The sequence below is a fragment of the Streptomyces sp. NPDC041200 genome, from assembly GCF_055591805.1.
This window is the reverse complement of sequence record NZ_JBVIZF010000026.1, coordinates 1-24,560: the sequence shown is the minus strand read 5'-3', so window position 1 is coordinate 24,560 and position 24,560 is coordinate 1. Positions and strand designations below refer to the sequence as shown.

Annotated in this window: 19 protein-coding genes; 13 read left to right on the top strand and 6 right to left on the bottom strand. The window is 70.4% G+C overall.

Annotated elements, in window-relative coordinates; genetic code table 11:
- Positions 1-56: 56 nt before the first annotated feature.
- Positions 57-905, bottom strand: coding sequence for a polyketide synthase dehydratase domain-containing protein (locus ACZ6CL_RS33910; protein ID WP_468942999.1), 849 nt, complete (start codon positions 903-905; stop codon positions 57-59).
- Positions 902-5,755, bottom strand: a complete 4,854-nt coding sequence (locus ACZ6CL_RS33905) for a beta-ketoacyl synthase N-terminal-like domain-containing protein (RefSeq protein ID WP_468942997.1) — start codon at positions 5,753-5,755, stop codon at positions 902-904. Before ACZ6CL_RS33905 ends, ACZ6CL_RS33910 begins: the two co-directional genes overlap by 4 nt.
- Positions 5,756-5,872: 117 nt before the next feature.
- On the opposite strand from ACZ6CL_RS33905, the gene ACZ6CL_RS33900 reads away from it, so the two are divergent.
- Positions 5,873-7,465 (top strand): SDR family NAD(P)-dependent oxidoreductase, encoded by a 1,593-nt coding sequence (locus ACZ6CL_RS33900; RefSeq protein ID WP_468942994.1) that lies wholly within the window; start codon positions 5,873-5,875, stop codon positions 7,463-7,465.
- Positions 7,466-7,494: 29 nt separating this feature from the next.
- Here ACZ6CL_RS33900 and ACZ6CL_RS33895 read toward each other — a convergent pair whose 3' ends face one another.
- Positions 7,495-8,760, bottom strand: coding sequence for an MFS transporter (locus ACZ6CL_RS33895; RefSeq protein WP_468942992.1), 1,266 nt, complete (start codon positions 8,758-8,760; stop codon positions 7,495-7,497).
- A gap of 257 nt (positions 8,761-9,017) precedes the next feature.
- Between ACZ6CL_RS33895 and ACZ6CL_RS33890 the strand changes: the two genes are divergently transcribed.
- From ACZ6CL_RS33890 to ACZ6CL_RS33880, 3 genes are all read left to right on the top strand, one after another.
- Positions 9,018-9,320, top strand: a complete 303-nt coding sequence (locus tag ACZ6CL_RS33890) for an acyl carrier protein (protein ID WP_468942989.1) — start codon at positions 9,018-9,020, stop codon at positions 9,318-9,320.
- The gene (locus ACZ6CL_RS33885) at positions 9,317-10,942 is read left to right on the top strand and encodes an HAD-IIIC family phosphatase (protein ID WP_468942986.1); all 1,626 of its coding nucleotides are present in this window, start codon (positions 9,317-9,319) and stop codon (positions 10,940-10,942) included. Before ACZ6CL_RS33890 ends, ACZ6CL_RS33885 begins: the two co-directional genes overlap by 4 nt.
- 83 nt (positions 10,943-11,025) lie before the next feature.
- Positions 11,026-12,663 carry an outer membrane protein assembly factor BamB family protein gene (locus ACZ6CL_RS33880; protein ID WP_468942984.1) on the top strand — a complete coding sequence of 546 codons (1,638 nt, stop codon included), beginning with the start codon at positions 11,026-11,028 and terminating at the stop codon, positions 12,661-12,663.
- Positions 12,664-12,713: 50 nt separating this feature from the next.
- Here the strand turns inward: ACZ6CL_RS33880 and ACZ6CL_RS33875 are convergent, their stop codons facing one another.
- The gene (locus ACZ6CL_RS33875) at positions 12,714-12,944 is read right to left on the bottom strand and encodes a hypothetical protein (RefSeq protein ID WP_468942981.1); all 231 of its coding nucleotides are present in this window, start codon (positions 12,942-12,944) and stop codon (positions 12,714-12,716) included.
- A gap of 180 nt (positions 12,945-13,124) precedes the next feature.
- Here ACZ6CL_RS33875 and ACZ6CL_RS33870 point away from each other — a divergent pair, with 180 nt between their 5' ends.
- The gene (locus ACZ6CL_RS33870) at positions 13,125-13,586 is read left to right on the top strand and encodes an Lrp/AsnC family transcriptional regulator (protein ID WP_468942979.1); all 462 of its coding nucleotides are present in this window, start codon (positions 13,125-13,127) and stop codon (positions 13,584-13,586) included.
- Between the two features lie 32 nt (positions 13,587-13,618).
- Here ACZ6CL_RS33870 and ACZ6CL_RS33865 read toward each other — a convergent pair whose 3' ends face one another.
- Together ACZ6CL_RS33865 and ACZ6CL_RS33860 are read right to left on the bottom strand one after the other, a co-directional pair.
- On the bottom strand, positions 13,619-14,386 hold the full coding sequence (locus ACZ6CL_RS33865; protein ID WP_468942978.1) for a FadR/GntR family transcriptional regulator: 768 nt from the start codon (positions 14,384-14,386) through the stop codon (positions 13,619-13,621).
- Positions 14,383-15,843, bottom strand: coding sequence for an amidase (locus tag ACZ6CL_RS33860; protein WP_468942975.1), 1,461 nt, complete (start codon positions 15,841-15,843; stop codon positions 14,383-14,385). The genes ACZ6CL_RS33865 and ACZ6CL_RS33860 overlap by 4 nt, the downstream gene beginning before the upstream one ends.
- Positions 15,844-15,993: 150 nt before the next feature.
- Between ACZ6CL_RS33860 and ACZ6CL_RS33855 the strand changes: the two genes are divergently transcribed.
- The 8 genes from ACZ6CL_RS33855 to ACZ6CL_RS33820 are packed head-to-tail and all read left to right on the top strand — an operon-like array spanning position 15,994 to position 24,537.
- Positions 15,994-17,073 carry an isocitrate/isopropylmalate dehydrogenase family protein gene (locus ACZ6CL_RS33855; protein WP_468942973.1) on the top strand — a complete coding sequence of 360 codons (1,080 nt, stop codon included), beginning with the start codon at positions 15,994-15,996 and terminating at the stop codon, positions 17,071-17,073.
- Positions 17,070-18,584, top strand: coding sequence for an ABC transporter substrate-binding protein (locus ACZ6CL_RS33850; protein ID WP_468942972.1), 1,515 nt, complete (start codon positions 17,070-17,072; stop codon positions 18,582-18,584). The genes ACZ6CL_RS33855 and ACZ6CL_RS33850 overlap by 4 nt, the downstream gene beginning before the upstream one ends.
- A gap of 16 nt (positions 18,585-18,600) precedes the next feature.
- The gene (locus ACZ6CL_RS33845; protein WP_468942969.1) at positions 18,601-19,551 is read left to right on the top strand and encodes an ABC transporter permease; all 951 of its coding nucleotides are present in this window, start codon (positions 18,601-18,603) and stop codon (positions 19,549-19,551) included.
- A complete protein-coding gene (locus ACZ6CL_RS33840; RefSeq protein WP_468942967.1) occupies positions 19,548-20,444 on the top strand; it encodes an ABC transporter permease in 897 nt (298 codons plus the stop codon). Before ACZ6CL_RS33845 ends, ACZ6CL_RS33840 begins: the two co-directional genes overlap by 4 nt.
- Positions 20,441-21,499, top strand: coding sequence for an ABC transporter ATP-binding protein (locus tag ACZ6CL_RS33835; protein ID WP_468942965.1), 1,059 nt, complete (start codon positions 20,441-20,443; stop codon positions 21,497-21,499). Before ACZ6CL_RS33840 ends, ACZ6CL_RS33835 begins: the two co-directional genes overlap by 4 nt.
- A complete protein-coding gene (locus ACZ6CL_RS33830) occupies positions 21,492-22,373 on the top strand; it encodes an ATP-binding cassette domain-containing protein (RefSeq protein ID WP_468942963.1) in 882 nt (293 codons plus the stop codon). Before ACZ6CL_RS33835 ends, ACZ6CL_RS33830 begins: the two co-directional genes overlap by 8 nt.
- Positions 22,370-23,863, top strand: coding sequence for an aldehyde dehydrogenase family protein (locus ACZ6CL_RS33825; protein WP_468942962.1), 1,494 nt, complete (start codon positions 22,370-22,372; stop codon positions 23,861-23,863). Before ACZ6CL_RS33830 ends, ACZ6CL_RS33825 begins: the two co-directional genes overlap by 4 nt.
- Positions 23,864-23,871: 8 nt before the next feature.
- On the top strand, positions 23,872-24,537 hold the full coding sequence (locus ACZ6CL_RS33820; protein ID WP_468942959.1) for an SDR family NAD(P)-dependent oxidoreductase: 666 nt from the start codon (positions 23,872-23,874) through the stop codon (positions 24,535-24,537).
- Positions 24,538-24,560: the final 23 nt, after the last annotated feature.

The window sequence follows — 24,560 nt, the reverse complement described above, 5'->3', positions numbered from 1 at the left end:
TTGCCGTTCATCGTGACTCAACGAAGTCCCCCATGCCTAGGGTTCACAGCGGGATGTCAGAGGGCGGGTTTCACACCGAGGTCGAAGACCGAGAGAAGCGGTTCGTAATCCTCATCGAATACCGTGAAGTGCGTTCTGAAGGGAGAGAGCTTCTCCGTCAGGACGAAAGCCGAAGCGGCAGGAAAGCGCGGCGGGGCGTGGAAAACCATATGCCCCATGGAGAAAGGCATCAAGCTGTCACGATGCTCTCCGATGGAGATCGCCATGCCCGACTGGAAGGAGCAGTCGAGGAGGTTGACCAGGCCCATCCGTGTGCCGTCGTTGTGGGACAGCCAGGCCAGTGAGGACTGTCCATGCCGCTGTACATAGGTGATGCGGCGGAAGTAGGGACCGTAGTCGATGCCCATGTGCGAGAACTCCGCGTATATCTCCCGCCGGGTGAGGTGGGACCGGGTGTTCGCGCAGATCGTGTCCCGTACGTCCAGGCCCACCGCGGGGGCCCGGTCCTGTCTTTCGAACAGGAGCGTGCCCATACCGCAGTGCGCGCCGCGATTGCTGACGGTGTAGTCCACCGACATCCCGTCGGGTGCGGAGCGAAAGGCCAGGGAGAGTTCATCGAGCGGCTCATCACCGGGAATCGGCCGCAGCCAGGCGGCGTCCCTGATGGCGAACGTCTGCTGGCCGGGGTGGAGTTGGACGGCGCCGTGCAGCGCCATCTCCAGGCTGACCACACCGGGCAGGACGCGCCGCCCGCGTACCCGGTGCTCCCGGAGGTACGTGTGGCCGGGGCCGATCCGCGCCCGGAAGCCGCCCGGTTCACCGGCCGCGAGCAGGGGCACAGGCTCCACCGCGCCGTGGTCGGCCGCAACGCCGTGACCGGCTGCCGTGTCGTCCGCGGTCGTCATGGTGTGCGTCCCCCATCCGTGAACCAGAGGTCGGTTTCGTCGAACGGGTAGGCGGGGAGCCGCAGCCTGCGCGGCTCGTGCTCCGCGAAGAGCGCCTGCCAGTCGACGGGTTGACCGGCGAGGTACCGCTGGCGGGCCGACTCGGGAGTCGGCGGGTGCGCGGCGCGTTCCCGCTCCGCCGGTGGCGCGTGCACCGGCTCGCCCGCCGCGCGCAGCGCGCGTACCAGCTCCTCGCCGGACGAGACGCACCAGGCCTGGCGGTACGCCAGCGGCGCACGGCGGCACAGGGTGTACGCCACGTCGAGCAGGTTCTCGTCCGACAGTCGCCCGGCCCGCTCGAGGTGGTCCAGCAACGTGGCCGTGAGCCTGCGCAGCGCCTGTGGGGTGCGCGCCGACAGCGGCACCAGCAGGGTCTGCGCGCGGGTGCCGCGCCGGGCGGGAGGACTCGGTGGCGAGGAGAGGACGACGTGGGCGTTGGTGCCGCCGAAGCCGAAGCTGCTGATCCCAGCCGTGAGCCGGTCTCCGTCGTCCCACGGAACCGTCTTCCGCAGCACCTCGAAGGGGGTGTCCTCCAGGTCGATGCCCGGGTTGAGTTCCTGGACGTGGAGGTTGCCCGGCAGCATCCGGTGCTCGAAGGCCTTGATCACCTTGGTCACGGAGGCGACTCCGGCGGCAGGCTCCAGATGCCCGATGTGGGACTTGACCGCACCGAGCCGGACGCGGCGCCCGGCGGGCTCCGGCACCAGGTGCGCCCACGCCCGCTTGAGCGCGTCGATCTCGATCGCGTCGCCCAGCACCGTCCCGGTCCCGTGGGTCTCGATGTAGCCGGTGCGGGCGGCGAGTTCGGGGGTGTAGGCGTCCAGCAGCAGGTGGTACTGGGCGTTGGGGTTGGGGGCGGTGAGCGAGTTGGCGCGGCCGCCGTGGTTCTCCGCCACGCTCTCGACCACCGCGCGGATGTCGTCGCCGTCGGCGAGGGCGTCGTCCAGCCGCTTGACCAGGAGGGTTCCGTACCCCTCACCGCGTACGTAGCCATTGGCCGAGGCGTCGAAGGCCGCGCACCGGTGGTCGGGCGAGAGGAACCGCGCCGCCTGGAGCCCCTCGTTGATCTGGGTGTCGAGGATGAGGTTCACCCCGCCCACCACCGCCGCGTCGCACACCCCGGCGCGCACATCGCGGCAGGCCTTGACCAGCGCCACCAGGGAACCGGAGCAGGCGGTGTCGAGGGTCGTCGAGGGGCCGTGCCAGTCGAACCAGGAGGAAACGCGGTTGGCGATGAGGCTCATGGAGTGCCCCACCAGCGAGTACGGCATCTGCCGGGCGTCCGCCCTGGCCTGGAGCAGCGCGTAGTCGTTGCCGGTGGCCGCCATGTAGCAGCCGGTGCGCGATCCGCTCAGCTCGGACGGGGCGTACCCGGCGTCTTCGAGCGTGTGCCAGACGGACTGCAGCAGCAGCCGCTGTCGTGGATCCAGCCAACTCGCCTCCAGTGGCGAGATGGAGAAGAACCGGGCGTCGAACCCTTTGATCCCGGGCAGGAATCCGGCGACCTCGCCGGGCAGACCACGTTCGGCACCGGCCGGTGTGACGCAGTCCCTGCCGTCGACCAGGGTCTGCCAGAACGCGTCGGGGTCCGGCCCGCCGGGCAGGACCGCCGAGAGCCCGACGATGGCCAGGCGGTCGTCGGCGCCGGGTGCGGCCGGGGCCGTCCCGGTGCGTGGCGCGGCCGTGGGCCGGATGTCCTGCCCCTGCGCGGGCAGTCGCCGGTCGCCGGTCAGCCGGACGACGGTCTCGGCGACGTTGCGCAGGGTGTTCAGGCGGTAGAAGTCGTGTGCGTGGACGACGACGCCGTAGCGTTCGCTGATCTTCGTGGCGAGGATGTTGTAGCCGAGCGAGGTGACGCCCTGATATCCCAGGGGCCGGTCGGCGTCGGGCGGCGCGAGGCCCAGTTCGGCGGCGACGAGCTGCCGCAGCTCGGAGAGGACGTCTCCCCCAGGGTCCGCCCCGCCGGCCCCCGCCCGCTCCGCGCCGGTCGCGGGAGGGGTCGCCTCGTCCTCGTGGTACAGGCCCAGCGAGGACAGGGGCGCCTCCGCCAGCTGCTTCACGTCGGTCTTGCCGTTGGCCGTCAGCGGCATCTCGCGGAGCCGGTGCACCGCCTGCGGCACCATGTAGTACGGCAGCGTGTCCCGGCACCGCTCCCGCGCTGCCGCGGCGTCGAAATCGTCGGTGGCGGGCAGCCACACGAAGCAGCGCAGATGCGGTTCGGGCTCCGGCCGGACGACGGCGACGACGGTGGCGGTCGGTGCCTGGGCGGCCACTGCGGCCGCCACTTCGCCGAGTTCGATCCGGTGGCCGTTGACCTTGCGCTGGCCGTCGTCGCGGGAGACGTAGGTGAGGTGCGACGGACCTTCGTAGTGGACCAGATCGCCGGTCCGGTAGGAGGGCGTGCCGTCGGGCAGAGCGCCGAAGGCCGTCGACGGGGCGTTCAGATACCCCTGGGCCACGCAGTCACCGGCGATCATCAGCTCGCCCCGCATGCCCGGGGCGACCGATCGGCCCTCGGCGTCCACCACGTAGTACCGGGTGTGGTGCGCGGGCTCTCCCAGGTGGATGCGCCGGGCGTCCGTGACGCGCTGCCAGCTCGCCCAGATGGTCGCCTCGGTCGGGCCGTACATGTTGTACACGGCCGCGCCCTGGCTCAGCAGATACTCCGCGAGGTCGCGGTCCAGGGCCTCCCCGCCGCACAGCAGGGTCATGGGCCGGGCGGCCCGCCACCCGGCGGCCTTCAGGATGCGCCACGTGGACGGCGTGGCCTGGACGACGGTGGCCCCGCTGCCGCCGATGCGCTCGGCGAGCAGGGTCCCGCTGGTCCTGGCCTCCTCGGACAGCACCTGGACGCTCGCGCCACACAGCACCGGCAGCAGGATCTCCAGCAGCGATATGTCGAAGCCGATCGGCGTCAGGGCCACGATCCGGTCGTCCGGGCCCATGCCGGGGTCCTCGCGCACGGAGTGCAGGAAGTTGACGAGGCTGCGCTCGCTCACCGCCACGCCCTTGGGGGTGCCGGTCGACCCGGAGGTGAACATCACGTAGGCGGTGCGGTCCTCCTCCGCGGGGGCCGACGGCCGGATGTCGTGCGGCTCCGGACCGTGCGACGGGGGCGGTGGCGCTGCGTCCACCTCCTGTGTCCGTACGTGGGGGAACAGCCGCCCCGCCCGGTCGCGGGTGGCCGCGTCCACCAGGATCACGCCCAGGCCCGCGGTCTCCGCCATGTACGCGAGCCGGGCGTCCGGCAGTCGTGGGTCCAGCGGTACGAACGTACGCCGCAGCGCGAGCGCGGCCAGATAGGCGACCGGGATCGCCGCCGACCGCTCCAGGAAGATGCCGATCGGCTCCTTCCCGGCCCCCGCGCCACCGGGGGCGAGGGCGCCGCACAGCCGGTGTGTGGTGCCGAGCAGTTCGCCGTAGGTGAGCGACCGGTGGTCGTCCACGACGGCCACCCGGTCCGGTTCCTGCCCGGCGGTGGCGATCAGGACCTCGCCCAGACTCTGGGTCTCGCCCAGATCCTGGGCGGCGTTCCGTACGGCTCCCTCGGCCACCGGTTCCGGCGGGCGGGACAGGTCGCACCGCGACGGCGGCCGGTGCGGTTCGGTGGCCATGAAATGGGCCATGCGGCAGAAGTTGGTCGCCAGCGCCGACAGGGCCGGTGGCGACATCACGCGCGTGGAGGAGTCGAAGGAGAGGTGGATGCCCTGCTCGTCGGAGCTGAAGTTGACGCTCAGCTCGCTCGAACTAGCGGTCTCCGGCTTGCGGACCCAGGACACCTCCAGCCCCCGCAGCCGCGGCATCGCGGTCGGCAGCATGGCGGAGGAGGCGTTCACCACGAGATTGAGGACGCTGTGTCCCAGGTCCGCCGTGGCGCCCTGGTTGGCGGTGGCGAGGGCGAGCAGGTCGAGCGTGGGGAAGCCCTGGTGAGCCCTCAGCTCCTCCCGCCGGGTGCGGACCTGCTCGAACACCGACAGGGCGGGCCGGTCCGCCGAGAGGTCCAGCCAGAGCGGCAGCAGGTTGGTGTGGCAGCCGTAGGGGTCGCCGTACGCCCGGGTGTCCACGGTGTGCGCGACCACGACGCTCTGGTCGTCGCCGCCGTACGTGTGCACCAGGGCGCCGGTGACGCCCACCACGAACTGGAGCGGGCTCAGCTCGTGGTGGCGCAGAAAGCGGTGGATGACGTCGGCCCGCTCACCGGTGAGCGTCTCCTTGGCCGCGATGGCGCGGCCGGTCGGCTGGGGCGCCGCGGAGGAGAAGGGCAGCGGCTGGTGCAGTCGTCGGCCCGCCAGCATCGACCGCCAGAAGGCCTCGTCCTCGGCGACGGCGGCGGTCTGCCGCAGCGCGCCGAAGGACCGCTCCCGCACCGGCGTGTCCCCCTGCCAGCAGGCGCTGAGCGCGGCGATGAACGGGGCGTAGCAGCCGCCGTCGAACACCACGTGGCTGAAGTCCAGGCGCAGCCACAGCTCTTCCGGGCCGGCCTGCCAGCACCGGAAGCGGAACAGCTCCTGGCCGGTGGGATCGATGCCGCCGGGGTCGAGGAGTTCGTCCTGCCGCTCGCAGCGCCGCACTATCCGGCGGGGCGCCGGACGGCTGCGCGCCATCAGTGTTCCGCCGATGTCGGTGAAATAGCAGAGAAGCCGCGGAAAGGCAGTCGAAACCACCTCTCGTAATGCGTCGTCGAGACGGCTCATGTCGACATCGCCGGTCAACGCGTAAACGTAGCTGATGGTGAGTCCCGGGTCATCGGGATTCTGGTGGTACCGGTGCCACTGAAAGCTTTCGTAGGCGCTCGCCTGACGTTGCGTCATGCGTAAAAGACCTTTCGCCCGCCCAGGCCTCTGGAAAATCCCATGATGCCGTGCGGCGATCATTTGTCACCACCGTGCACGGTCTCCTTCGTTCCTGTCAGGTGTTCAACTGCTCCCGTGCCGCGGTTGAACACCCCGGCGTCCGCGATACTCACCCCGTCCCACGGCGTCCGCTCGACGACGCTCATCGGAGGTATCCACGTGCTGCTCTCGGATCACGACGTGGCGCTGTTCGCCCGGGTCAGCGGCGACCGGAACCCGCTGCACCGCTCCCCCGACTACGCCCGCCGCACGCCGTTCGGCCGAACCGTCGCGCACGGCGTCCTCGCGGTCCTGGCGACGCTGGACGAACAGGCGCCGGGCGAACAGGCGCCGGACACGGCGGGGGTGACGGCCGTCGAGGCCGACTTCGGCAATCCCGTCTTCCCCGGGGTGCGCTACCGCTCCGACACGCTCGACGGTGCCCGCGGCAGCAGCGGATACCGGCTGCTCGACGGCGACCGGACCTGTCTGACCGTGCGGGCCCGCCCCGGCGCCCCGCCGGACCTGGATCCGCTTCCCGTACCACCGGCGCGGTCGGCGGCGCCGCGCACGATCGCGGATCTGCCGCCCGGCACCACGGTGTCCGGCGCGTACGGCCCGGACGGGATCGACGCGCTGTGCGAGCGGTTCCCGGCCGCCTCCCGGCTGCTCGGGCGGACGCCGCTGGCCTGTCTGCTGTGGACCGGCTATCTGGCCGGGATGCGGCTGCCGGGTGAGAACTGCCTCCTCGGCCGGGTGGCGCTGCGGTTCCTTCCGGTCACGGCCTCGGGCTCCGCGCGGCTGTCGTACACCGCCCGCGTGCTCCATACCGACCACCGTTTCGGGCTGGTGTCGATCGGCGGGGAGATCACCGCGGACGGTGAGGTCGTCGCCGAGGCCGAGATCGAGGCGGTGGTGCGTACGCCCGCTCCCCTGGCCACGTCGGCCACTGTGAGCACGCACCTGGGCCCGTCCACCCGGCTGCGGGGCACCTCGGCCGTGGTCGTCGGCGGCAGCCGTGGGCTGGGCGCGGCCCTGTCCCTGGCGCTGGCGTCGCAGGGGTGCGAGGTCTACGTCGGGCACCGGGGCGCCCTTCCGGATTCCCTGCGGGCCGACGGCGACAGGCTGCCGGGCCGTTTGCACTCCGTACCCGGCGACGCCGCGGACCCGGCCTGGAGCGGCGAGGTGCGCGCCCGTGTCGAGCGCGCGGGCGGCCGGCTCGACTTCCTGGTCTGCAGCGCGGCCCCGCCACTGCACACCCTGGGCCTGGCACCCACCGACCTGGAACGGATGGACGCGTTCCTGACCGGCTCGATGCGGCTGGTCAGCGCGCCCATGGCGGGGCTGCTGAACCTCTTGGAGCCCGGGCGGGGCGGGTGCCTGGTGATCTCCTCGGCCGCCCTGCGCGAACCGCCCCACGACTGGCCGCACTACGTCGCGGCCAAGTCCGCCGTCGAGGGCCTGGTCCACTGGGCCGCCCGGCACCACCCCGGGGTGGCGTTCCTCCTCGCCCGGCCGGGGATGCTGCGGACCGAGCAGACGAACTCGCCCAGCGCCCGGGAGACGGCCGGGCCGGTGGAGCCGGTGGCCGCGGCGCTCGTGCGCCGTTTGATGGACGCCGGGCCCGCCGACGGGATCCCGCGGATCATCGGCGAGGACATCGGCGATCCGGTCCCGGCCGGGCGGTGACGGACGGGCGGTGACAGATAAGAGCGCGGTCAGACCATGGAGGTCGTGTCCGCGTTCTCCTGTGCCCCCTGGGCGCCGGTGCCGCCCATCCCCCGCACGGCGATGAGCGCGAAGGCGAGGACGACGAAGGCCGCCGCGGAGAAGATGGGAACCGCGCTCGACCCGTCGATCATGCCGAAGACGACGCCGGACAGCCCCGCGGAGATGGCCGCGATGGCACCGGCCGTGCCCATGACGGAGCCCTGGTGGCTGTCGGCGACGGCCGCCGACATCATGCCGACCAGGCCGCTGTACGAGATGCCGTACGTGACCGCGCCCACCAGACACAGGGCGTAGAGCGCGACCGACGAGCCGGTCAGGGCGGTACCGGCGATGCAGACGGCCATCACGGCCAGCGCGCCGGTCACCGCGACATGTGGCTTGAGGTACTTCATCGACAGCGGCACCAGGGAGAGGAAGGCGGCCGCGAGGCCGATGCCGACCACCGAGATCAGGTTGGTGACCGCGCGCTGGTCGAAGCCCTCGTTCGCCGTCAGATACAGACCGATGAACTGGAAGAAGGCCGTCCAGCCCAGTGACATGAAGAGCAGGACGGCAGCGAGCAGCCTGACCCCGGGGAAGGAGAAAGACTCCATCAGGTGCTTCACGGGGTTCGGGAAGGCCATGCGCCCCGCGGGCTTCGGCGCCGGGGCCTCACGGTAGGCGACGAGCAGGATGAGCAGGTTCAGCAGCGTGGCACCGGCGACGAAGATGAACGGGGTCTTGAGGGTGAACCAGGAGACCAGAGTGGGGTCGCTGAGGTAGCCGCCGATGAGCGGGCCCACCACGTACCCGGTCGAGACGCAGAACATGATCAGCCCGATGGAGTTCACCCGGCGTTCCTTCGGCGTGACGTCGAGGATGGCCGCCTGGGCGACCGGCAGGCTGCCGGAGAAGAGGCCGCCGACCACCCGTCCGGCGACGAACATGGAGACGTCCCGGCGCAGCATGGCCCAGATGGTCAGCGCGTAGCCCAGCGCCAGCCCCAGCAGGCACAGTGCCAGGGTTTTTTTGCGGCGGAAGTGGTCGGACAGGGAGCCGAGCAGCGGTGCGCCGAGGAACATGGCTAACGAATAGCTGCCGATGGCGACTCCGTAGAACAGGTCACGGGTGCTGGTTCCGCCGCTGCTCATGATGCCGGTATGGGCGTCATAAGAGATGGGAATCAGCACCGGAATGATGAGACTGACACTCAGGTTGTCGATCAGGATGATGAAGTAAAAGGGAACGAGGCTGGCCAACCCGTTTTTGCGCATGGTTCCTTCTTCTGATTCGGCTTCTGGTCCCGCTCGATCGGTACCGGTGGATCGACTGGCGCCATGGCGGCAGGCCGGTGGATTGTAGCCGAGGTGATGACCGCGTGACATGAACGCCCCCCGTCGCGCACGCAGTTGCGGCGTCCGGTGAGCGGTCCTTACGCTCCAGATCCGGCCGTCGGTTTGATGGCCGCCCGGGATGCTTCACCTTTCCGCCATATGCGTTGGCCGACCGTGGCCGAAACGAGGGTGTTCTCGTGAGGGAAACGAACGAACCGGAATCCATGCCCGACGGGGCCGCCGAGCCACCCCACGTTCCCGCCCAGCAGGCGCTGGACACGGTGCTGGAGGCGTTCCGCGGGGTGCTGGGCCTGGCCGTGGTCGCCCCGGATATCCCCTTCGCCGCGCTCGGCGGGGACTCGATGCGGGCCGTGCGCGTGCTGTCGCGCCTGTGGCGGGAGGTGGGCGTGGAGCTGCCCGTGCACGCGCTCGGAAAGGACACGACCGCCGCGGAACTCGCCGAGGCCGTCCGCGCCCATCTGGACGGCCGGGCGGGATGAGCGGCGCGGAGCATCCGGGGATCGTCCTCGCCGCGACCTTCACCGCGGACGGGCTCAGGGCCGCCATGGACCGCGCGCTTGAGGGGACGGGCCGTACGGTCCTGACGGCACCGTACGGCCAGATCGTGGAGCCGCTGCTCGACCCGGGCGGTGTGCTGCTGACCCACGCCGGGGTGAACGTCGTGCTGCTGCGGGTCGAGGACCTGGTCCGGGGCGCCGCGGACCCCTGGGGCGACGACCGGCTCCTGGACGAGCTGCTGTCGGCGCTGTCCGCCTCACCCGCCCGCTCCGCGGCGACCTGGCTGGTGGCCCTGACGCCGCCGTCGCCGGGCGCCCTGGCCGACCCCGTCGCGGCGCGGTGGATCGACGCCGCCACGCGGCGGATCAGCGACGCCGTCGGCCCACTGCCCGGCGTGCACCTCATCCCGCTGGACGACCTCGCCGACCGCTACGGCGTGCCGGAGACCCACGACGAGTACGCCGACCGCATCGCCCATCTGCCGTACACCGACGCGTACCTGGACGCGCTGGCCGACTGGCTGGCCCGGATGGCCGCCACGACGTGGCGCAGGCCCCGCAAGGTCGTGGTGCTCGACTGCGACAACACCCTGTGGTCCGGAGTGTGCGGCGAGGACGGGCCGCGCGGGGTGGAGATCGGCCCGGGGCGCCGCGCGGTCCAGGAGTTCCTGCGGGACCAGCGCGCGCGGGGCAAGCTGCTGTGCCTGTGCAGCCGTAACGAAGAGGCCGATGTCCAGGCCGTGTTCGCAGAACACCCGGACATGGTCCTCACCATGCCGGACATCACCTCCCACCGGATCGGCTGGCGGCCCAAGGCCCAGTATCTGTCGGAACTCTCCGAGGAGCTGGGGCTCGCGCTGAACTCCTTCGTCTTCGTGGACGACGACGCGGTGGAATGCGCGTCGGTGCGCGCGCAGTTGCCCGAAGTCGCCGTGGTGGAGCTGACCCGGGACGCGGACGCGGCACCGGGCCAGCTGGCCCGCGAGACGGCCTTCGACCAGCTCACCGTGACGGACGAGGACCGGCTGCGGGCCGACTGGTACGGGGCCGAGCCGGAGCGCCGGGCCCTGGAGCGGTCCGCCGCGGACTACGAGGAGTTCCTGGCCCGCTGTGCCATCGAGGTCACGATGGAGCCACTGCCGGGCTCCCTGCTGGAGCGAGCTGCCCAACTGACCACCCGCACCACGCAGTTCACCCTGGCGGGCGCCACCTTCACGGTGCCGGAGCTGCGGCAGCTGCTCGACGCCCGCGGTCATGGCTGGATGGTGCGGGTCCGCGATGTGTTCGGCGACTACGGCACGGTCGGGCTCGTGGTGGCGGAGGCCGACGGTGACACTCTGCACGTTCCCGTCTTCCTGCTCAGCTGCCGGGTCCTCAACCGCCGGGTGGAGACGCGGATGCTGCGGCTGCTGAGCGCCGAGGCCCGTGCGCTCGGCTGCCGCACCCTGCGTCTGCCCTATCGGCCCACCCGGCGCAACGCGCCCGCGCGCCACTTCCTCCAGCAGCTCTCCGGCAGTGCCATCGGCGCCGACGACACGCCCGGTGTCATCGACGTACGGACCGCCGACTGGGCCGACGCCTCCGCGGAGACGTCCGCGCGGTAGCCGAGCCGACCCCACCACACGTGGCCGGCGATCCCGCCGGCCGCTCCGCCCAAGGCGTCCAGAGGGAACGAGGGAAGCACTCCATGAAACCCGGTACGAGCCGATGGCCCGGTCAGGGCCGGAAGCTGTGGCGGCGGCTGGCCGTCGCGGCGGCCACCTGCGCCGCCCTCACACTGGCAACCGGCGCCCCCGCCGCGAACGGCGTCGAGTCCGCCCAGTCCAGAGTCGAGCCCGCCCAGGACAGAAGTGTCCCCGCGAAGCCCGACTGGCACAGCGCGGGACAGAACAACCACAACACCCACCACGCCGCCACCGAGCGCACCGTCGGCCCGAAGAACGTGGGCAGACTGGCGCCGAAGTGGACCTTCACCACCGCGGGCGATGTCTCCGCCACGCCCACCGTCGTGAACGGCACCGTGTACGTGCCCGACTGGGGCGGCAAGCTCTGGGCCGTCGACGCCGACAGCGGCAAGGAAGTCTGGTCGAACACCATCACCAGTTACGACGGCATCACCGGGGACATCTCCCGGACCAGCCCCGCGTACTGGAAGGGCAACCTGTTCATCGGCACCGGCACGCTGATGACACCCGAGGCCAAGAGCGCCTACCTCATCTCCATCGACGCGAAGACCGGCGAGAAGCGCTGGAAGACCAAGGTCGACGACGATCCGACGACCGTCATCACCTCCTCCCCCACCGTGGACAACGGCATCATCTACGTGGGGACGTCCTCCAAGGCCTCGACCCTCCACGACGAGCCGAAGTTCCGTGGCTCGGTGCTGGCCATCGACGCGCGGACCGGCAAAATCCTCTGGAAGACGTACACCCTCCCCAAGGGGTACACCGGCGCCGCGGTGTGGGGCAGCCAGCCCGTGGTCGACCACAAGACCGGTCTGCTCTTCGTGGGCACGGGCAACAACTACACCTCTCCGCCCGGTGTCTGCCTCAACCCCAAGCAGACCAATTGCACCCCGCCCGACAAGGACAACCACTTCGACAGTGTCCTCGCCCTCGATCTCAAGACCGGCAAGCTCAAGTGGGCTCACCACACCCTGACGGCCGACACCTGGATGATGTACCAGCCCAACCAGGCCCCGGACTTCGACTTCGGCTCCGCTCCGAACCTCTACACCACCACGATCGACGGCAAGCGGACCGACCTGCTCGGCGTGGGGCAGAAGAGCGGTGTCTACTACGCCCTCGACCCGGCCACCGGCAAGGTCGTGTGGGAGACCCAGGCGGGCCCCGGCGGTCCGCTGGGTGGCATCCTGTGGGGCACGGCCACCGACGGGAAGCACATCTTCGCCGGTATCGGCAACGGTGATCACCTCCCCTACACCATCACCGCGGCCGACGGCACCAAGACCACCATCAACAGTGGCTTCTACGTTTCGCTCGACGCCGCCACCGGCGAGATCGAGTGGCAGACCGCAGACCCGCAGGGCAAAGACGGCCAGTGGCTGGACGACTCCTTCGTGACCAGCGCCAACGGCGTCATGTACGCGGGCTCGTCGGCGCCGAGCGGCACCAACATGTACGCGCTGGACGCCGAGACCGGAAAGATCCGGTGGGACTTCGCCAGCGGCGGCTCCGTCTTCGGCGGGCCCGCCGTGGTCGACGGCAGTCTGTACTGGGGCTCCGGCTACTACATCTCCAACGTGGGCGAGGGCCTGAGCGGCCACAACAACAAGCTCTACCGCTTCACCCTCGACGGCCGCTGACGCGCGCCCCAGCCACCTGAACAGGCCCGGACCTGCTGGTCCGGGCCTGTTCACACCCGGACGACCCTGACGACGTCGAGCGACCGGTTCAAGAACGTGACGAGCTGCCGCACCCTGATCTCGTCCGCCGTGTCCACCTCGATGGTGATCCTCCGCAGCCCGCCGACGGGCGCGGCGACGTCCATGGTGAGCACGTCGAACTGGCGATGCGCCACGATCAAGGCGACCCGGGCGACCGCCAGGGGCGTGGCGACGACATCGAGTCGCAGGACGGGATTCATGGCTTCGGAGGGGACAGCGGCGCATGGTGGTGATGATGTTACGGCTGGCATGAGGACACGCTTTCAAGGGTCCGGTCCGCACACAACAAAAGTGCGTCGACGATGCGCGGCACGCTCCTTTAGGGAAGTCCCTCCGCGTCGGGAGTGATCACTGTGGGAAGTGCTGCTTACACTTGCGGCATGTCGGCACCCATACATCTCGACTCGGTCGATCTGCAGATCCTGGAGCTGTTGCGCGCCGACGGGCGGCGCACCGTTCGCGACATCGCACGTCTCGTGCAGCTGTCACCGGCGCCGGTGCGGCGGCGCATCGCCCGCCTCGAGGAGTCGGGAGTCATCACCGGGTACACGATCACGACGGACCAGGCCAAGCTCGGCCAAGGCCTGCAGGCGGTGACCGAGCTGCGCTTCACGGGCGACACGGATATCCACGACATCGTTGAGTTCGCCTCGACGCTGCCGGAGGTCGACGAGGTGCTGACGCTCACCGGCGATGTGGACGCACTCGTCCGGTTGCATGTCGACAGCGTCGATGAGCTGCAGAAAGTGGTCAATCGCCTGCGGCGCAAGGGGGTCGGTGTGCTGCAGACGAAGACACTGATCGTCATCGACTCCTGGCAGCGCGGAACGCCCGTACCCTGAGGCACGTGCCCGAAGGCACGTGCCCTGAGGTGTCAGGCCTCCTCGTCGTCCATGAGCGCGAGCAGCGGCTCCCGCTCGTCCTCGGGGACGTAGCCCGCGTAGTACTCGTAGAGCTTGCGCCGTGAGATGCGTGCCGCGGCCAGGCCGTCCCGCAGCCGGATCGCCTCCAGCACCTCCTGGTGGTGCTGGAGCGACTCCCGCATGAGCGCCGTGCTGTTGTGCGCGTGGGCGACCTTGTCCGAGATCAGCGAGAGGACGGCGCCCCGGACCACCTGGTTGCAGACCTCGATGAGGGAGTTGCGGCTGGCCACGGCCACCGCCTCGTGGAAGGCGACGTCGGCCTTGCTGAACTCCTCGTATCCGGTCTCGATCGCGTCCGCCATGACGGCGAGCGTCCGTTCCATGGCGGACAGCTCGTCCTCGGACCGCAGCCGGGCCGCCAGCATGCTCGCCGATCCGTCGAGGATCATGCGGAACGAGATCAGCTCGGCCATCGACATGTTGTCGAACTGGACGAGCCGGGTCATCTCCTTGGTCAGGCGGGCCGACGAGAACGGCAGGATCTCCGGGCCGTTCGGGTCGCCCGGGCGCGAGCGGACGAGGCCGTTGCTCTCCAGTACGCGCAAGGCCTCCCGCACGGTGGGACGGCTCGCCCCGAACTGCGTCACCAACTCGCGCTCGCTCGGCAGCCGTTGCCCCGGCTTCAGGTCACCTCGCGCGATCGCCTGCTCGATCTGTTCGACGATGCGCTGGTAGAGCCGTACCGGCGAGACCTGCCGGAACTGTGCCCCGTCACTCAAGGTTTTTCCCCTTCGGGCGTGGTCGATGTCGTGCTCTCCCCCGTGGGCGCTCCGAGGTTGTGGTCCGGCCAGCGCGGGACCGCATCGGCGGGCCGGTTCCGTTCGTACCACGCCGCCGCCCTCAAGACGCCGAGATCGTCGAAACGGCGGCCCGCGATCTGCACCCCGATGGGCCGGCCGTCCGCCGTCAGACCACAGTTGACGGTCGCCGCGGGCTGGCCCGACATGTTGTACGGCGCGGTGAAGCCGATGTGCGCCATGGTCTTCGCGTCCCCCGTGAACGGCATCGGCTGCTCGGCGGGAAACGCCGCCACCGGAGCCACCGGCGAGAGCACCAGGTCGTAGGGGACCGTCGCCGCCACGGTCCGCGCCTGGATGCTCATGATCTGCTGGTAGCACTGGAGAACCCTGGTGCCCGGCACGTCCGCACCTCCCTGACACCACCGGATGACGTGGGGGTGGACCCGCATCCGGGCCTCGGGCGCCAGCTCGCGGAAGTCGTTCCAGGACCGCACCCGCAAGAACAGGTCCAGGTCGTCCAGGAGCTGCTGGCTCATGAACGGCTCGACCGGCTCCACGACGGCTCCGGCCGCCTCGAAGACCTCGGCGGCGCGCTTCACCGCAGCGAGGATCTCGGCGTCGCTCGACTCCCCGCAGCCCGCGTCGAGGTGCACACCCACCCGCAGTCCGCGGACCTCGCTCTCCAGCGCCGACCAGTCGATGTCCTGCGGTGGCAGGCTCGTCCAGTCCCGGGGGTCGGGCTGGCTCAGGACCCGCATGAACAGGGCCGCGTCCGCCACCGTGCGCGTCATGGGACCGGCGGCGCGCCCCAGGTACGGGGCGTCCAGCGGGATCCGCCCGTAGCTGGGCTTGAGCGTGGCCAGGCCCAGCCAGGTGCCCGGCAGCCGGATCGATCCCCCGATGTCGGTGCCCACGTGGAGCGGGCCGTATCCCCCGGCGGCCGCGGCTCCGGCACCGGAGCTGGAGCCGCCCGTGGTCCAGCCGGGGTTCCAGGGGCTGCGCGAAATGCCGTGGCGGCTGGAGACGCCCGAGGAGAGCATGCCCCAGTCCGGCATCACGGTCGATCCGAGTATCACCCCGCCGGATTCGGCGACCCGCGCGGCGATGGGGGCGTCCGCCTCGGGGACGACCGGCTCGGTCCCCGCGTTGCCCGAGGGCATGGGGACACCCCTGCGGGCGACGTTCTCCTTCAGGGTCACGGGCACGCCGTCGATGGGTCCGAGCGGTTCCCCCGCGGCCCATCGGGCCTCACTGGCCTGGGCTGCTTTACGGGATTCCTCCGGGTCCCGCACCCAGAACGCGTTGAGCACACTCTCGCGCGCCTCGATCACCGACTGGACCGCGTCGTGGACCTCGACCGGCGACAGCGTGCGGCCGGCGAATCCGGCCACCATGTCGACGGCCGGTATGGCGGCCAGCCCCTGTTGCGTCGGCACCCGCACTCTCCTTCTCCCTCAGCTACCGCTGGGTGGTACCTCCCAGCCATACCCGGGGCATTCGAACCCTTGACAAGGACAGTTTCAGTCGTCACGGTACCTGACAAATGAGCTTACTGGTCAGGCCAGTCACAGCGGAAGGTGGCGTCCATGACGGACACCAAGGTCGTGCGGCTCGCCGTCATTCCGGGCGATGGAATCGGCCCGGAAGTCATCTCGGCGACGGTGCCCGCACTCAGGGCCGCGCTGGAGGCCGACGGCCACCGGCTCGACGTGACCTCGTTCGACTGGGGAGGCGAGCGTTTCCTCCGGCAGGGCGCGGCCATGCCGGACGACGCGGCCGACCTCGTCAAGCAGACGGACGCCGTGTTGTTCGGAGCCGTCGGACGCCCCGATGTACCGGAACACGAACTGGTCTGGGGCCTGATCATCGGCCTGCGGCAGCAACTCGACCTCGCCGTGAACCTCCGCCCGGTGCGCGCGTTCTCCGGCGTCCCCACCAAGGTGCGCGACTCCGATGGCGTGGACTTGGTGATCGTGCGCGAGAACACCGAGGGCGAATACGCCGGCGCGGGCGGGGTGGCGCACGCCGGGAGCGGACATGACCTCGGCATCGAGGTCGCCGTGCACTCCCGCCGTGCCATCGAGCGGGCGGCGCACCAGGCCTTCGCCCTGGCCGGCCGCCGGTCGGGCCGCCTGTGCCTGGTGACCAAGTCCAACGCGATGCGCTACGGCTATCCGCTGTGGGACCGGGTGGTGCGCGAGGTCGGCGAGCGGTACCCGGCGGTCCAGCTGGAAACGGTGCTGGTCGACGCCATGGCCGCCCGCATGATCCAGGCTCCGCGCTCCCTCGACGTGCTGCTCACCAGCAACCTCTTCGGCGACATCCTGTCCGATCTCGCCGCGGTGCTCGCTGGTGGCATGGGCATGGCGCCCAGCGCCAACGTTCTTCCGGGCGGTGGCGTGCCGGGTCTCTACGAACCCGTCCACGGCTCCGCGCCGGACATCGCCGGGAAGGGTGTGGCCAACCCGGTGGCCTGCATGCTCTCCGGTGCGATGCTGCTCGACGACGTCGGACACGGTGGCGCCGCCCGCCGTCTCCGCGACGCGGTGGCGGACACCTTGCGAGATACCAGGCACCACACGGCCGACCTCGGCGGCAACGCCACCACGGCGGAGGTGGCATCCGCCGTTCTGCACACGATGGAGAGCCAGGGGCAGCACATATGAGACATACCAGGCGGCTGACACGGCACACCGGGACGGTCGCGGCCATGCTCGCGTGCCTGCCGCTGGCAGCCTGCTCGGCCGGGTCGACGGCCACCGGCAGCACCGGGAAGAACTCCCTGAACATCGGCCTCACCGCCGAGCCGGCCAACTTCGACTTCACCAAGACCGAGGGGGCCGCCATTCCGCAGGCACTGCTCAACAACGTCTACGAGAACCTGGTGAAGCTGGACCAGTCCGGGAAGATACGGCCCCAACTGGCCACGTCCTGGCGCCTGTCCGAGGACCGCAGGACGTATACGTTCCATCTGGTGAAGAACGCCAGGTTCAGCAATGGCGCACCGTTCACGGCCGAGGACGCCAAGTTCTCCATCGAACGTGTCCCCACCGACTGGACACTGGCGCAGAAGTCCCAGATGGACGTCGTCGACACGGTCCGGGCGGTGTCGCCCGGCGAGCTGAAGGTCACCCTGAAACGGCCGAGCAACGACTGGCTGTACCGGATGACGACCCGCGTCGGCGCGATGTTCAGCCGGACCGGTGTGAAGAAGCTGGCCACCGAGCCGGTGGGCACCGGCCCGTACGTGGTGAAGAGGTGGAACCGCGGCGACTCGATCACGCTGGCCCGCCGCAAGGGCTACTGGGGGCGCGAACCGCACTTCGCGTCGGTCACCCTCAAGTACTTCAAGGACCCGACGGCCATGAACAACGCGCTGCTCACGGGCACCATCAACGTGATCGGCCAGATGCAGTCGCCGGATTCGCTGTACCGGTTCGAGAACAACCCGAAGTACAAGGTCATCGAGGGCACGTCCAATGGCGAGGTGGTCCTCTCCCTCAACAACGGCTCGGGCCCGATGAAGAATCCAAAGGCCCGCCAGGCGGTGCGTTACGCCATCGACCACAAGGCCCTGTTGGACACGTGCTGGGGAGGCCGCGGCAAGCTCATCGGCAGCATGGTCCCGCCGACCGACCCGTGGTACCAGAACCTCACGGACCTGTATCCGTACGACCGCGACAAGGCGAAGAAGCTGCTCAAGGAGTCCGGTCAGGCGGGTCGTACGCTGCGGCTGCGGCTTCCGACGCTGCCGTACCCCACCGCGTGCGGCACCGTGGTCAAGAGCCAGCTCGAACAGGCCGGGTTCAAGGTCAAGCTCGACCAGCTGGAGTTTCCCGCCGCCTGGCTGACCGCCGTGTTCAAGAACGCCGACTACGACATGTCCATCATCGGCCATGTGGAGCCCCGCGATATGCAGACGGTGTTCGGGAACAAGTCCTCCTACATCCGCTATGACGACCCCAAGTTCCGCGCGTTGCTGATGAAGGCGGACCAGGGCTCCCGGAAGGAGCAGATCACCTCCATGCGGGCGGCTGCCCGACTGCTGTCCAAGGACGCCGCGGCCGACTGGCTGTTCCTGTTGCCGAACCTGATGGTGGCGGACAAGAGCATCACCGGTCTGCCCGTGAACTCCGTGTCCGAGTCACTGGATCTCACCGGCCTCGGCCGGTCATGAAAGGCGGACTCAACCAATGATCGTCCGTCTTCTGCAGCGGATCGCGATTCTCCTGGCCAGCCTGGGCGTGAGTTCCGTCGTGGTGTTCGCGTTCATGGCGGTGCTGCCGGGGGACCCGGCCCGCGTCGCCCTCGGTACCAGCGCGTCGGATACGGCGGTGGCGCAACTGCGCGAGCAGTTCGGGCTCGACCGGCCGCTCGTGACGCAGTACTTCAGCTGGATCCACGGACTGGTGACCTTCGACCCGGGTAACTCCTACATCTCACACGCGCCGATCGGCCCGCAGATCGCCGACCGCCTCCAGGTCACCCTGTGGCTCGTGGGCACCGGAATGACCCTCGCCTTCATCCTGGCGGTCCCCATGGGCACGCTCATGGCGATGCGGCACCGCAGGCCTTCCGGGCTCATCCTCTCGGCCCTGTCCCAAGTCGGGGTGGCCGTCCCGGCGTTTCTCGCGGGCATCCTGCTGATCACCGTGTTCGCGGTGGGGCTCGGATGGCTCCCGGCGAACGGCTGGACGCCCCCGGTGCAGAACCCGGTCCTGTTCCTCAAACAGCTGGTGATGCCAGCGCTGGCCCTCGGACTGGTGCAGGGGGCGGTGCTCACCCGCTATGTCCGCAGCGCCGTGCTCGATGTCCTGCGGGAGGACTACCTGCGCACCGCTCGGGCCAAAGGACTGCGCCCGACGCGGGCCCTGCTGCGCCACGGCCTGCGGAACGCGGCGGTGCCCGTGGTCACCGTCCTGGCGCTGCAGCTCGCCACGCTGCTGGTGGGCTCCGTCGTCATCGAACGGGTCTTCGTCATTCCCGGGCTCGGGAGCCTGCTGCTGGACAGCGTCGCCAACCGGGACCTCATCGTGGTGCAGGACGTGGTCATGATCATCGCAATGGCGGTGCTGTTGGTGAACTTTCTGGTGGACATGGTCTATCTGGTGATCGACCCGCGACTCAGGGAGCGTGCGTCATGAGTGCTGCGGACACGGGCATGGGAACGGACACGGAGGTCACTGTCGCCTCCGCGTCACCGGACGCCCGCCGGCGGCGCCGCCCGGTGACGGGCAGCCTCCTGGTGGGCGGTGTCATCGTCTCGGTCGTGATCGGCATGGCGCTGCTGTCCTTCGTATGGACCCCGCACAACCCGACCCTGGTAAACCCCTCGGTGCGGCTGCAGGAGCCGTCGCTGGAGTACTGGTTCGGCACGGACAAGTTCGGCCGCGACGTGTTCAGCCAGATCCTGATCGGCTCACGCACCACACTGTTCGTCGGCTTCGTGGCGGTGGGGGTCGCCGCCCTGGTCGGCGTGCCCCTCGGCATCGTCGCCGGAATGGCGCCCGGCTGGTTCGGCGAGCTGCTGATGCGCGGCAACGATCTGATTCTCGCCTTCCCGGCGCTCCTCCTGGCCATCATGTTCGCCGCCGTGTACGGCGCCGGGACGCTGGTCGCGATGATCGCCATCGGCATCGCGTCCATCCCCAACTTCGCCCGGCTGATCCGCGGCGGCACGCTGCAGGTCATGAAGACCGAGTACGTCATCGCCGCGCGCGCGGCGGGCCGCGGACCGTTCGCGATCGGCCTGCGGCATGTGCTGCCCAACGTCAGCAGCCTCGTCATCGTGCAGGCGTCGGTCGGTTTCGCCATCGCCGTACTCGCCGAGGCCGCGCTGTCCTTCCTGGGCTTCGGCACCCCGCCGCCCACCCCGTCCTGGGGCCGGATGCTGCAGGAGAGCCAGGAGCTGCTGTCGCTGGCCCCCCGGCTCGCCGTGTTCCCGGGCATCGCGATCGCGGTGGCCGTGCTCGGATTCAACCTGCTCGGCGACGGCCTGCGCGACCGTTTCGACCCCAAGCTGGAGGACCGCCGATGACCCCGGCACCCGAGGTGGCACCGGCCTTGGGGCCGGACTCCCCCGATGATGTGTTGACCGTGCGGAACCTCGATGTCTCGGTGGGCGGCCGCAAGCTCGTCGAAGACGTCGGCTTCACCATCCGGGCCGGTGAACGGGTCGGCCTGATCGGCGAGTCGGGGTCGGGCAAGTCGCTGACCGCGCTGAGCGTCATGGGCCTGCTCCCCGAGGAGCTACGGGCCACCGGCTCGGTGCGGCTCGCCGGAGTCGGCCACGACCTGGTGGGCGCCGGCGAGGCGCGGATGTCCCGGGTGCGGGGCAAGGAGATCGCCATGGTCTTCCAGGAGCCCATGACCGCTCTCAATCCCACGATGAGGGTGGGGCGGCAGATCGCCGAGGTGCTGCTGGTCCACCGGACCCGGCCCGACCGCGCGTCCGCCGGCGCCGCCGCCGTGGAACTGCTCGCCCAGGTGGGGCTGCCCGACCCCGAGGCCGCCGCACACGCCTACCCGCACCAGTTCTCCGGAGGCCAGCGGCAGCGGGTGGTGCTGGCCATCGCCCTCGCGAACGACCCCGCGCTCCTGGTCTGCGACGAGCCCACCACCGCGCTGGACGTCACGGTGCAGGCGCGGGTGCTCGACCTGATCGTGCGGGGCGTCCAGGACCGCAGGTCGGCCATGCTCTTCATCACCCACGACCTGGCCGTGGTGGCCACCGCCTGCGAACGGGTCCTGGTCATGTACGGCGGGCGGGTGGTCGAATCCGGCCCGGTCCGGGAGGTGTTCACCCGCCCCCGGCACCGCTACACCCAGGGCCTGATCGGCGCCTCGGACCTGACCGCGACCGACGACCGCGGCCGCCTGATCACCATCGGCGGGTCGGTTCCCCCGGCGGGGCAGTTCCCCGCCGGATGCGTCTTCCGGAACAGATGTGCCCACGCGACCGAGGTGTGCGCCACCAGACCGGAATGGATCGCGGACGGTCCGGACTCCGGCTACGCCTGCTTCCACCCGGTGTCCGGGAGCGGCGCACCCGGCACCGGCACACCGACGAACCAGGAGGCCGGCCGTGGCTGAGCAGCCGACCACCACGCCCCTCGCGCCCGGGTCGCCGTCCGGCGCCGTGGACGCCATCACCGTCCGCGACGTCACGCGCGACTACCGGCGGCCCCGCACCTCGCTGCGCCATCCCAGTCCGCCGGTGCACGCTCTGCGCGGTGTCAGCTTCGCCATCCCCCAGGGACAGCGGTTCGGCATCGTGGGCGAGTCGGGGTGCGGGAAGTCGACCCTGCTGCGCATCCTGGCCGGGCTCGACCGCCCCACCAGCGGCAGCGTCGCGATCGACGGCCGGGACATCACCGGGCTCCGGGAGCGGCAGCTGAAGTTCGTCCGCGAACGGCTCCAGCTCGTGTTCCAGGACCCGATGAGTTCGCTGGACCCGCGCATGCGCGTGGGCGACATCGTGGCCGAGCCGCTCGTCGCACAGGGACATCCGAACCGCAGGGAACGGGTGGCCGAGCTGCTGGAGGCCGTCGGCCTGCGCGCCGACGCGGCGGACCGATATCCGCATCAGTTCTCCGGCGGCCAGCGGCAGCGCATCTCGATCGCGCGCGCTCTCGCGCCCCGTCCGAAGGTCATCGTGGCCGATGAGCCGGTGAGCGCCCTGGACGTGTCCGTACGGGCCCAAGTGCTCAACCTCATCGCCGACCTCGTCGACGAGCTGTCCCTCACGCTGGTCTTCGTCTCCCACGACCTGTCCGTCGTCCGCCATGTGTGCGACCGGGTCGCGGTCATGCACGCCGGACAGATCGTGGAGACCGGGCCCACGGAGCAGGTGTACGAGGAACCGCAGCATCCCTACACGCGCAGGCTGATCGCCGCCGTTCCGACCCTGGGCAAGGCACTGTCCGGAGTGTCGGCGGCCGACCTCAACCAGGAGTACCGACCGTGACTGTCCACGTGAAATCCGCCGACGGCGAGAGCCCCGTGGGGAGGGAGTTTCCCGAGGGGCTTCCCATCGGCGACCGCTGGGTGAAGGCTCCCGCCACCGAGGACGTCCGCTTCCCCTACGACGGGACGCTCGTCGCCCACGCCCCCGTCGGGGACACCCGCCTCGCACGCGACGCGGTGGACGCGGCCCTCGCGGTCCGCGACCAGGTCGGCAGGCTCCCCTCGCACACCCGCAGAGCCGCGCTGCTCGCCACGCACGAGGCCGTCGCTTCACGGCGCGCGGACTTCGAGCGGCTCCTGGTCCTGGAGACCGGCAAACCGCTGGTCGACTGCCGTGTCGAGGTGGACCGCACCCTGCTGACACTGCTGACGGCGGCCGAGGAAGTGGCCCGGCTGCACGGGGAAACGGTGCCACTGGACCTGCTGCCCTCGGGTGAGGGGCTGCTCGGCTTCTGGACCCGCAAGCCCATCGGCGTGGTGGTGGGCATCTCGGGCTTCAACTACCCGCTGCTGCTCGCCGCGCACAAGATCGCGCCCTCGCTGGCCGCCGGGTGCCCCGTCATCGCCAAACCCGCCCCGCAGACGCCGCTGGCCACCCTGTGGCTGGTGCACCTCCTCCGCGAGGCGCTGCGCGGACACCAGGCACCTGAGGCCGCGGTGCAGCTGGTGACCGGGGGCCCCGAGGTGGGCGTCGCGCTCACGACCGACCGGCGGATCGGGGCGGTGTCCTTCACCGGTTCCGCCGCCGTGGGCCACCGGATCGCCCGGGACGCGGCACCCACCAAGGTGCTGCTCGAACTCGGCTCCAACGCCGCCCTGGTGGTGGCCGCCGACGCCGACCTCGACGCCGCCGCCGACGCGGTGGTGCGCGGCGGCTACTACGCGTCGGGCCAGGCGTGCATCAGTGTGCAGCGGGTCATCGTGGTGGACGCCGTGCGGGAGGAGTTCACGGCCCGCCTCACGGAGCGGGTGGCGCAGGTGACCGTGGGCGATCCCCGCGATCCGGCGACACGCGTCTCGGCACTCATCGACACGCGGTCGACCGAGCGGGTGTGCGCGTGGCTGGACGAGGCGGTGGAGGCCGGGGCGTCGCTGGTGGCCGGAGGCAGGGTCAACGGCGGGGTGATCGAGCCCACCGTGCTGCTCGACGTGGCCGACACCCTGGCCGTCTGGGACGAGGAAGTCTTCGGCCCCGTCGTGGCGGTGCGGTCCGTGCCCGATCTGGAGACGGCCTTCAACATGGTCAACGACTCGCGCTACGGACTGCACGCGAGCGTCTACACCAGCGCCCTGGACACGGCCTTCGCCGCTCTCGACCGCCTGGAAGTGGGCGGAGTGGTCGTCAACGAGGTCCCCGGCTTCCGCTCCGACGTCATGCCGTACGGCGGTGTGAAGGACTCCGGGGCCGGACGGGAGGGCCCGAGGTTCGCCATCGAAGAGCTGACCGTGACCCGTATGGCAGTGATCCGCCCGACGACAACGAAGCCGTGAGGACCACAGTGCAAGCAACAGACCGCACCGACGCGGTGGACGCGTACTCCAACCTGTTCAGGCTCGACGGCCGCAAGGCCGTCGTGGTGGGCGCGGGCAGCGGAATCGGCCGCGAGAGCGCCCTGGCGCTGGCCGCGCACGGCGCCACCGTAGTGTGCGCCGACCGTGATCTGACGGCGGCAAAGGAGTCGGCCTCGATGGGGCCGAACCTCGTCGCGTACGCCCTCGATGTGCTCGACGGGGAGGCGGTCGCGCGAGCCGCCGAGGAGCTGGGCCCCGTCGACGTGCTCGTCTTCACCGCCGCGACGAACGTGCGCAAGACCCTGCTCGACTACACGGCGGAGGAATTCGAGCGGGTCGTCGCGCTCAATCTGCGCGCCTCCTTCGACCTGGTGCGATCCTTCGGCCGTGGCATGGCGGAGCGCGGCCGGGGCAGCATCATCGGCTTCAGCTCGATTCGCGCGGTGGCCGTCGAGCCGGGGCAGGGGGTGTACGCGGCCACGAAGGCCGGGCTCGTGCAGATGCTGCGCACCGCGGCGGCCGAGCTGGGCCCGTCGGGCGTGCGGGTGAACACCGTCGCCCCGGGCGTCGTGGACACCCCGCTGACCGCGCAGATCAGGGCCGTACCGGAGTGGTCGGAGGCCTACGCCTCCAAGAGCGCCCTCGGCCGCTGATCCCGGCCGGACGAGCTGGCCGG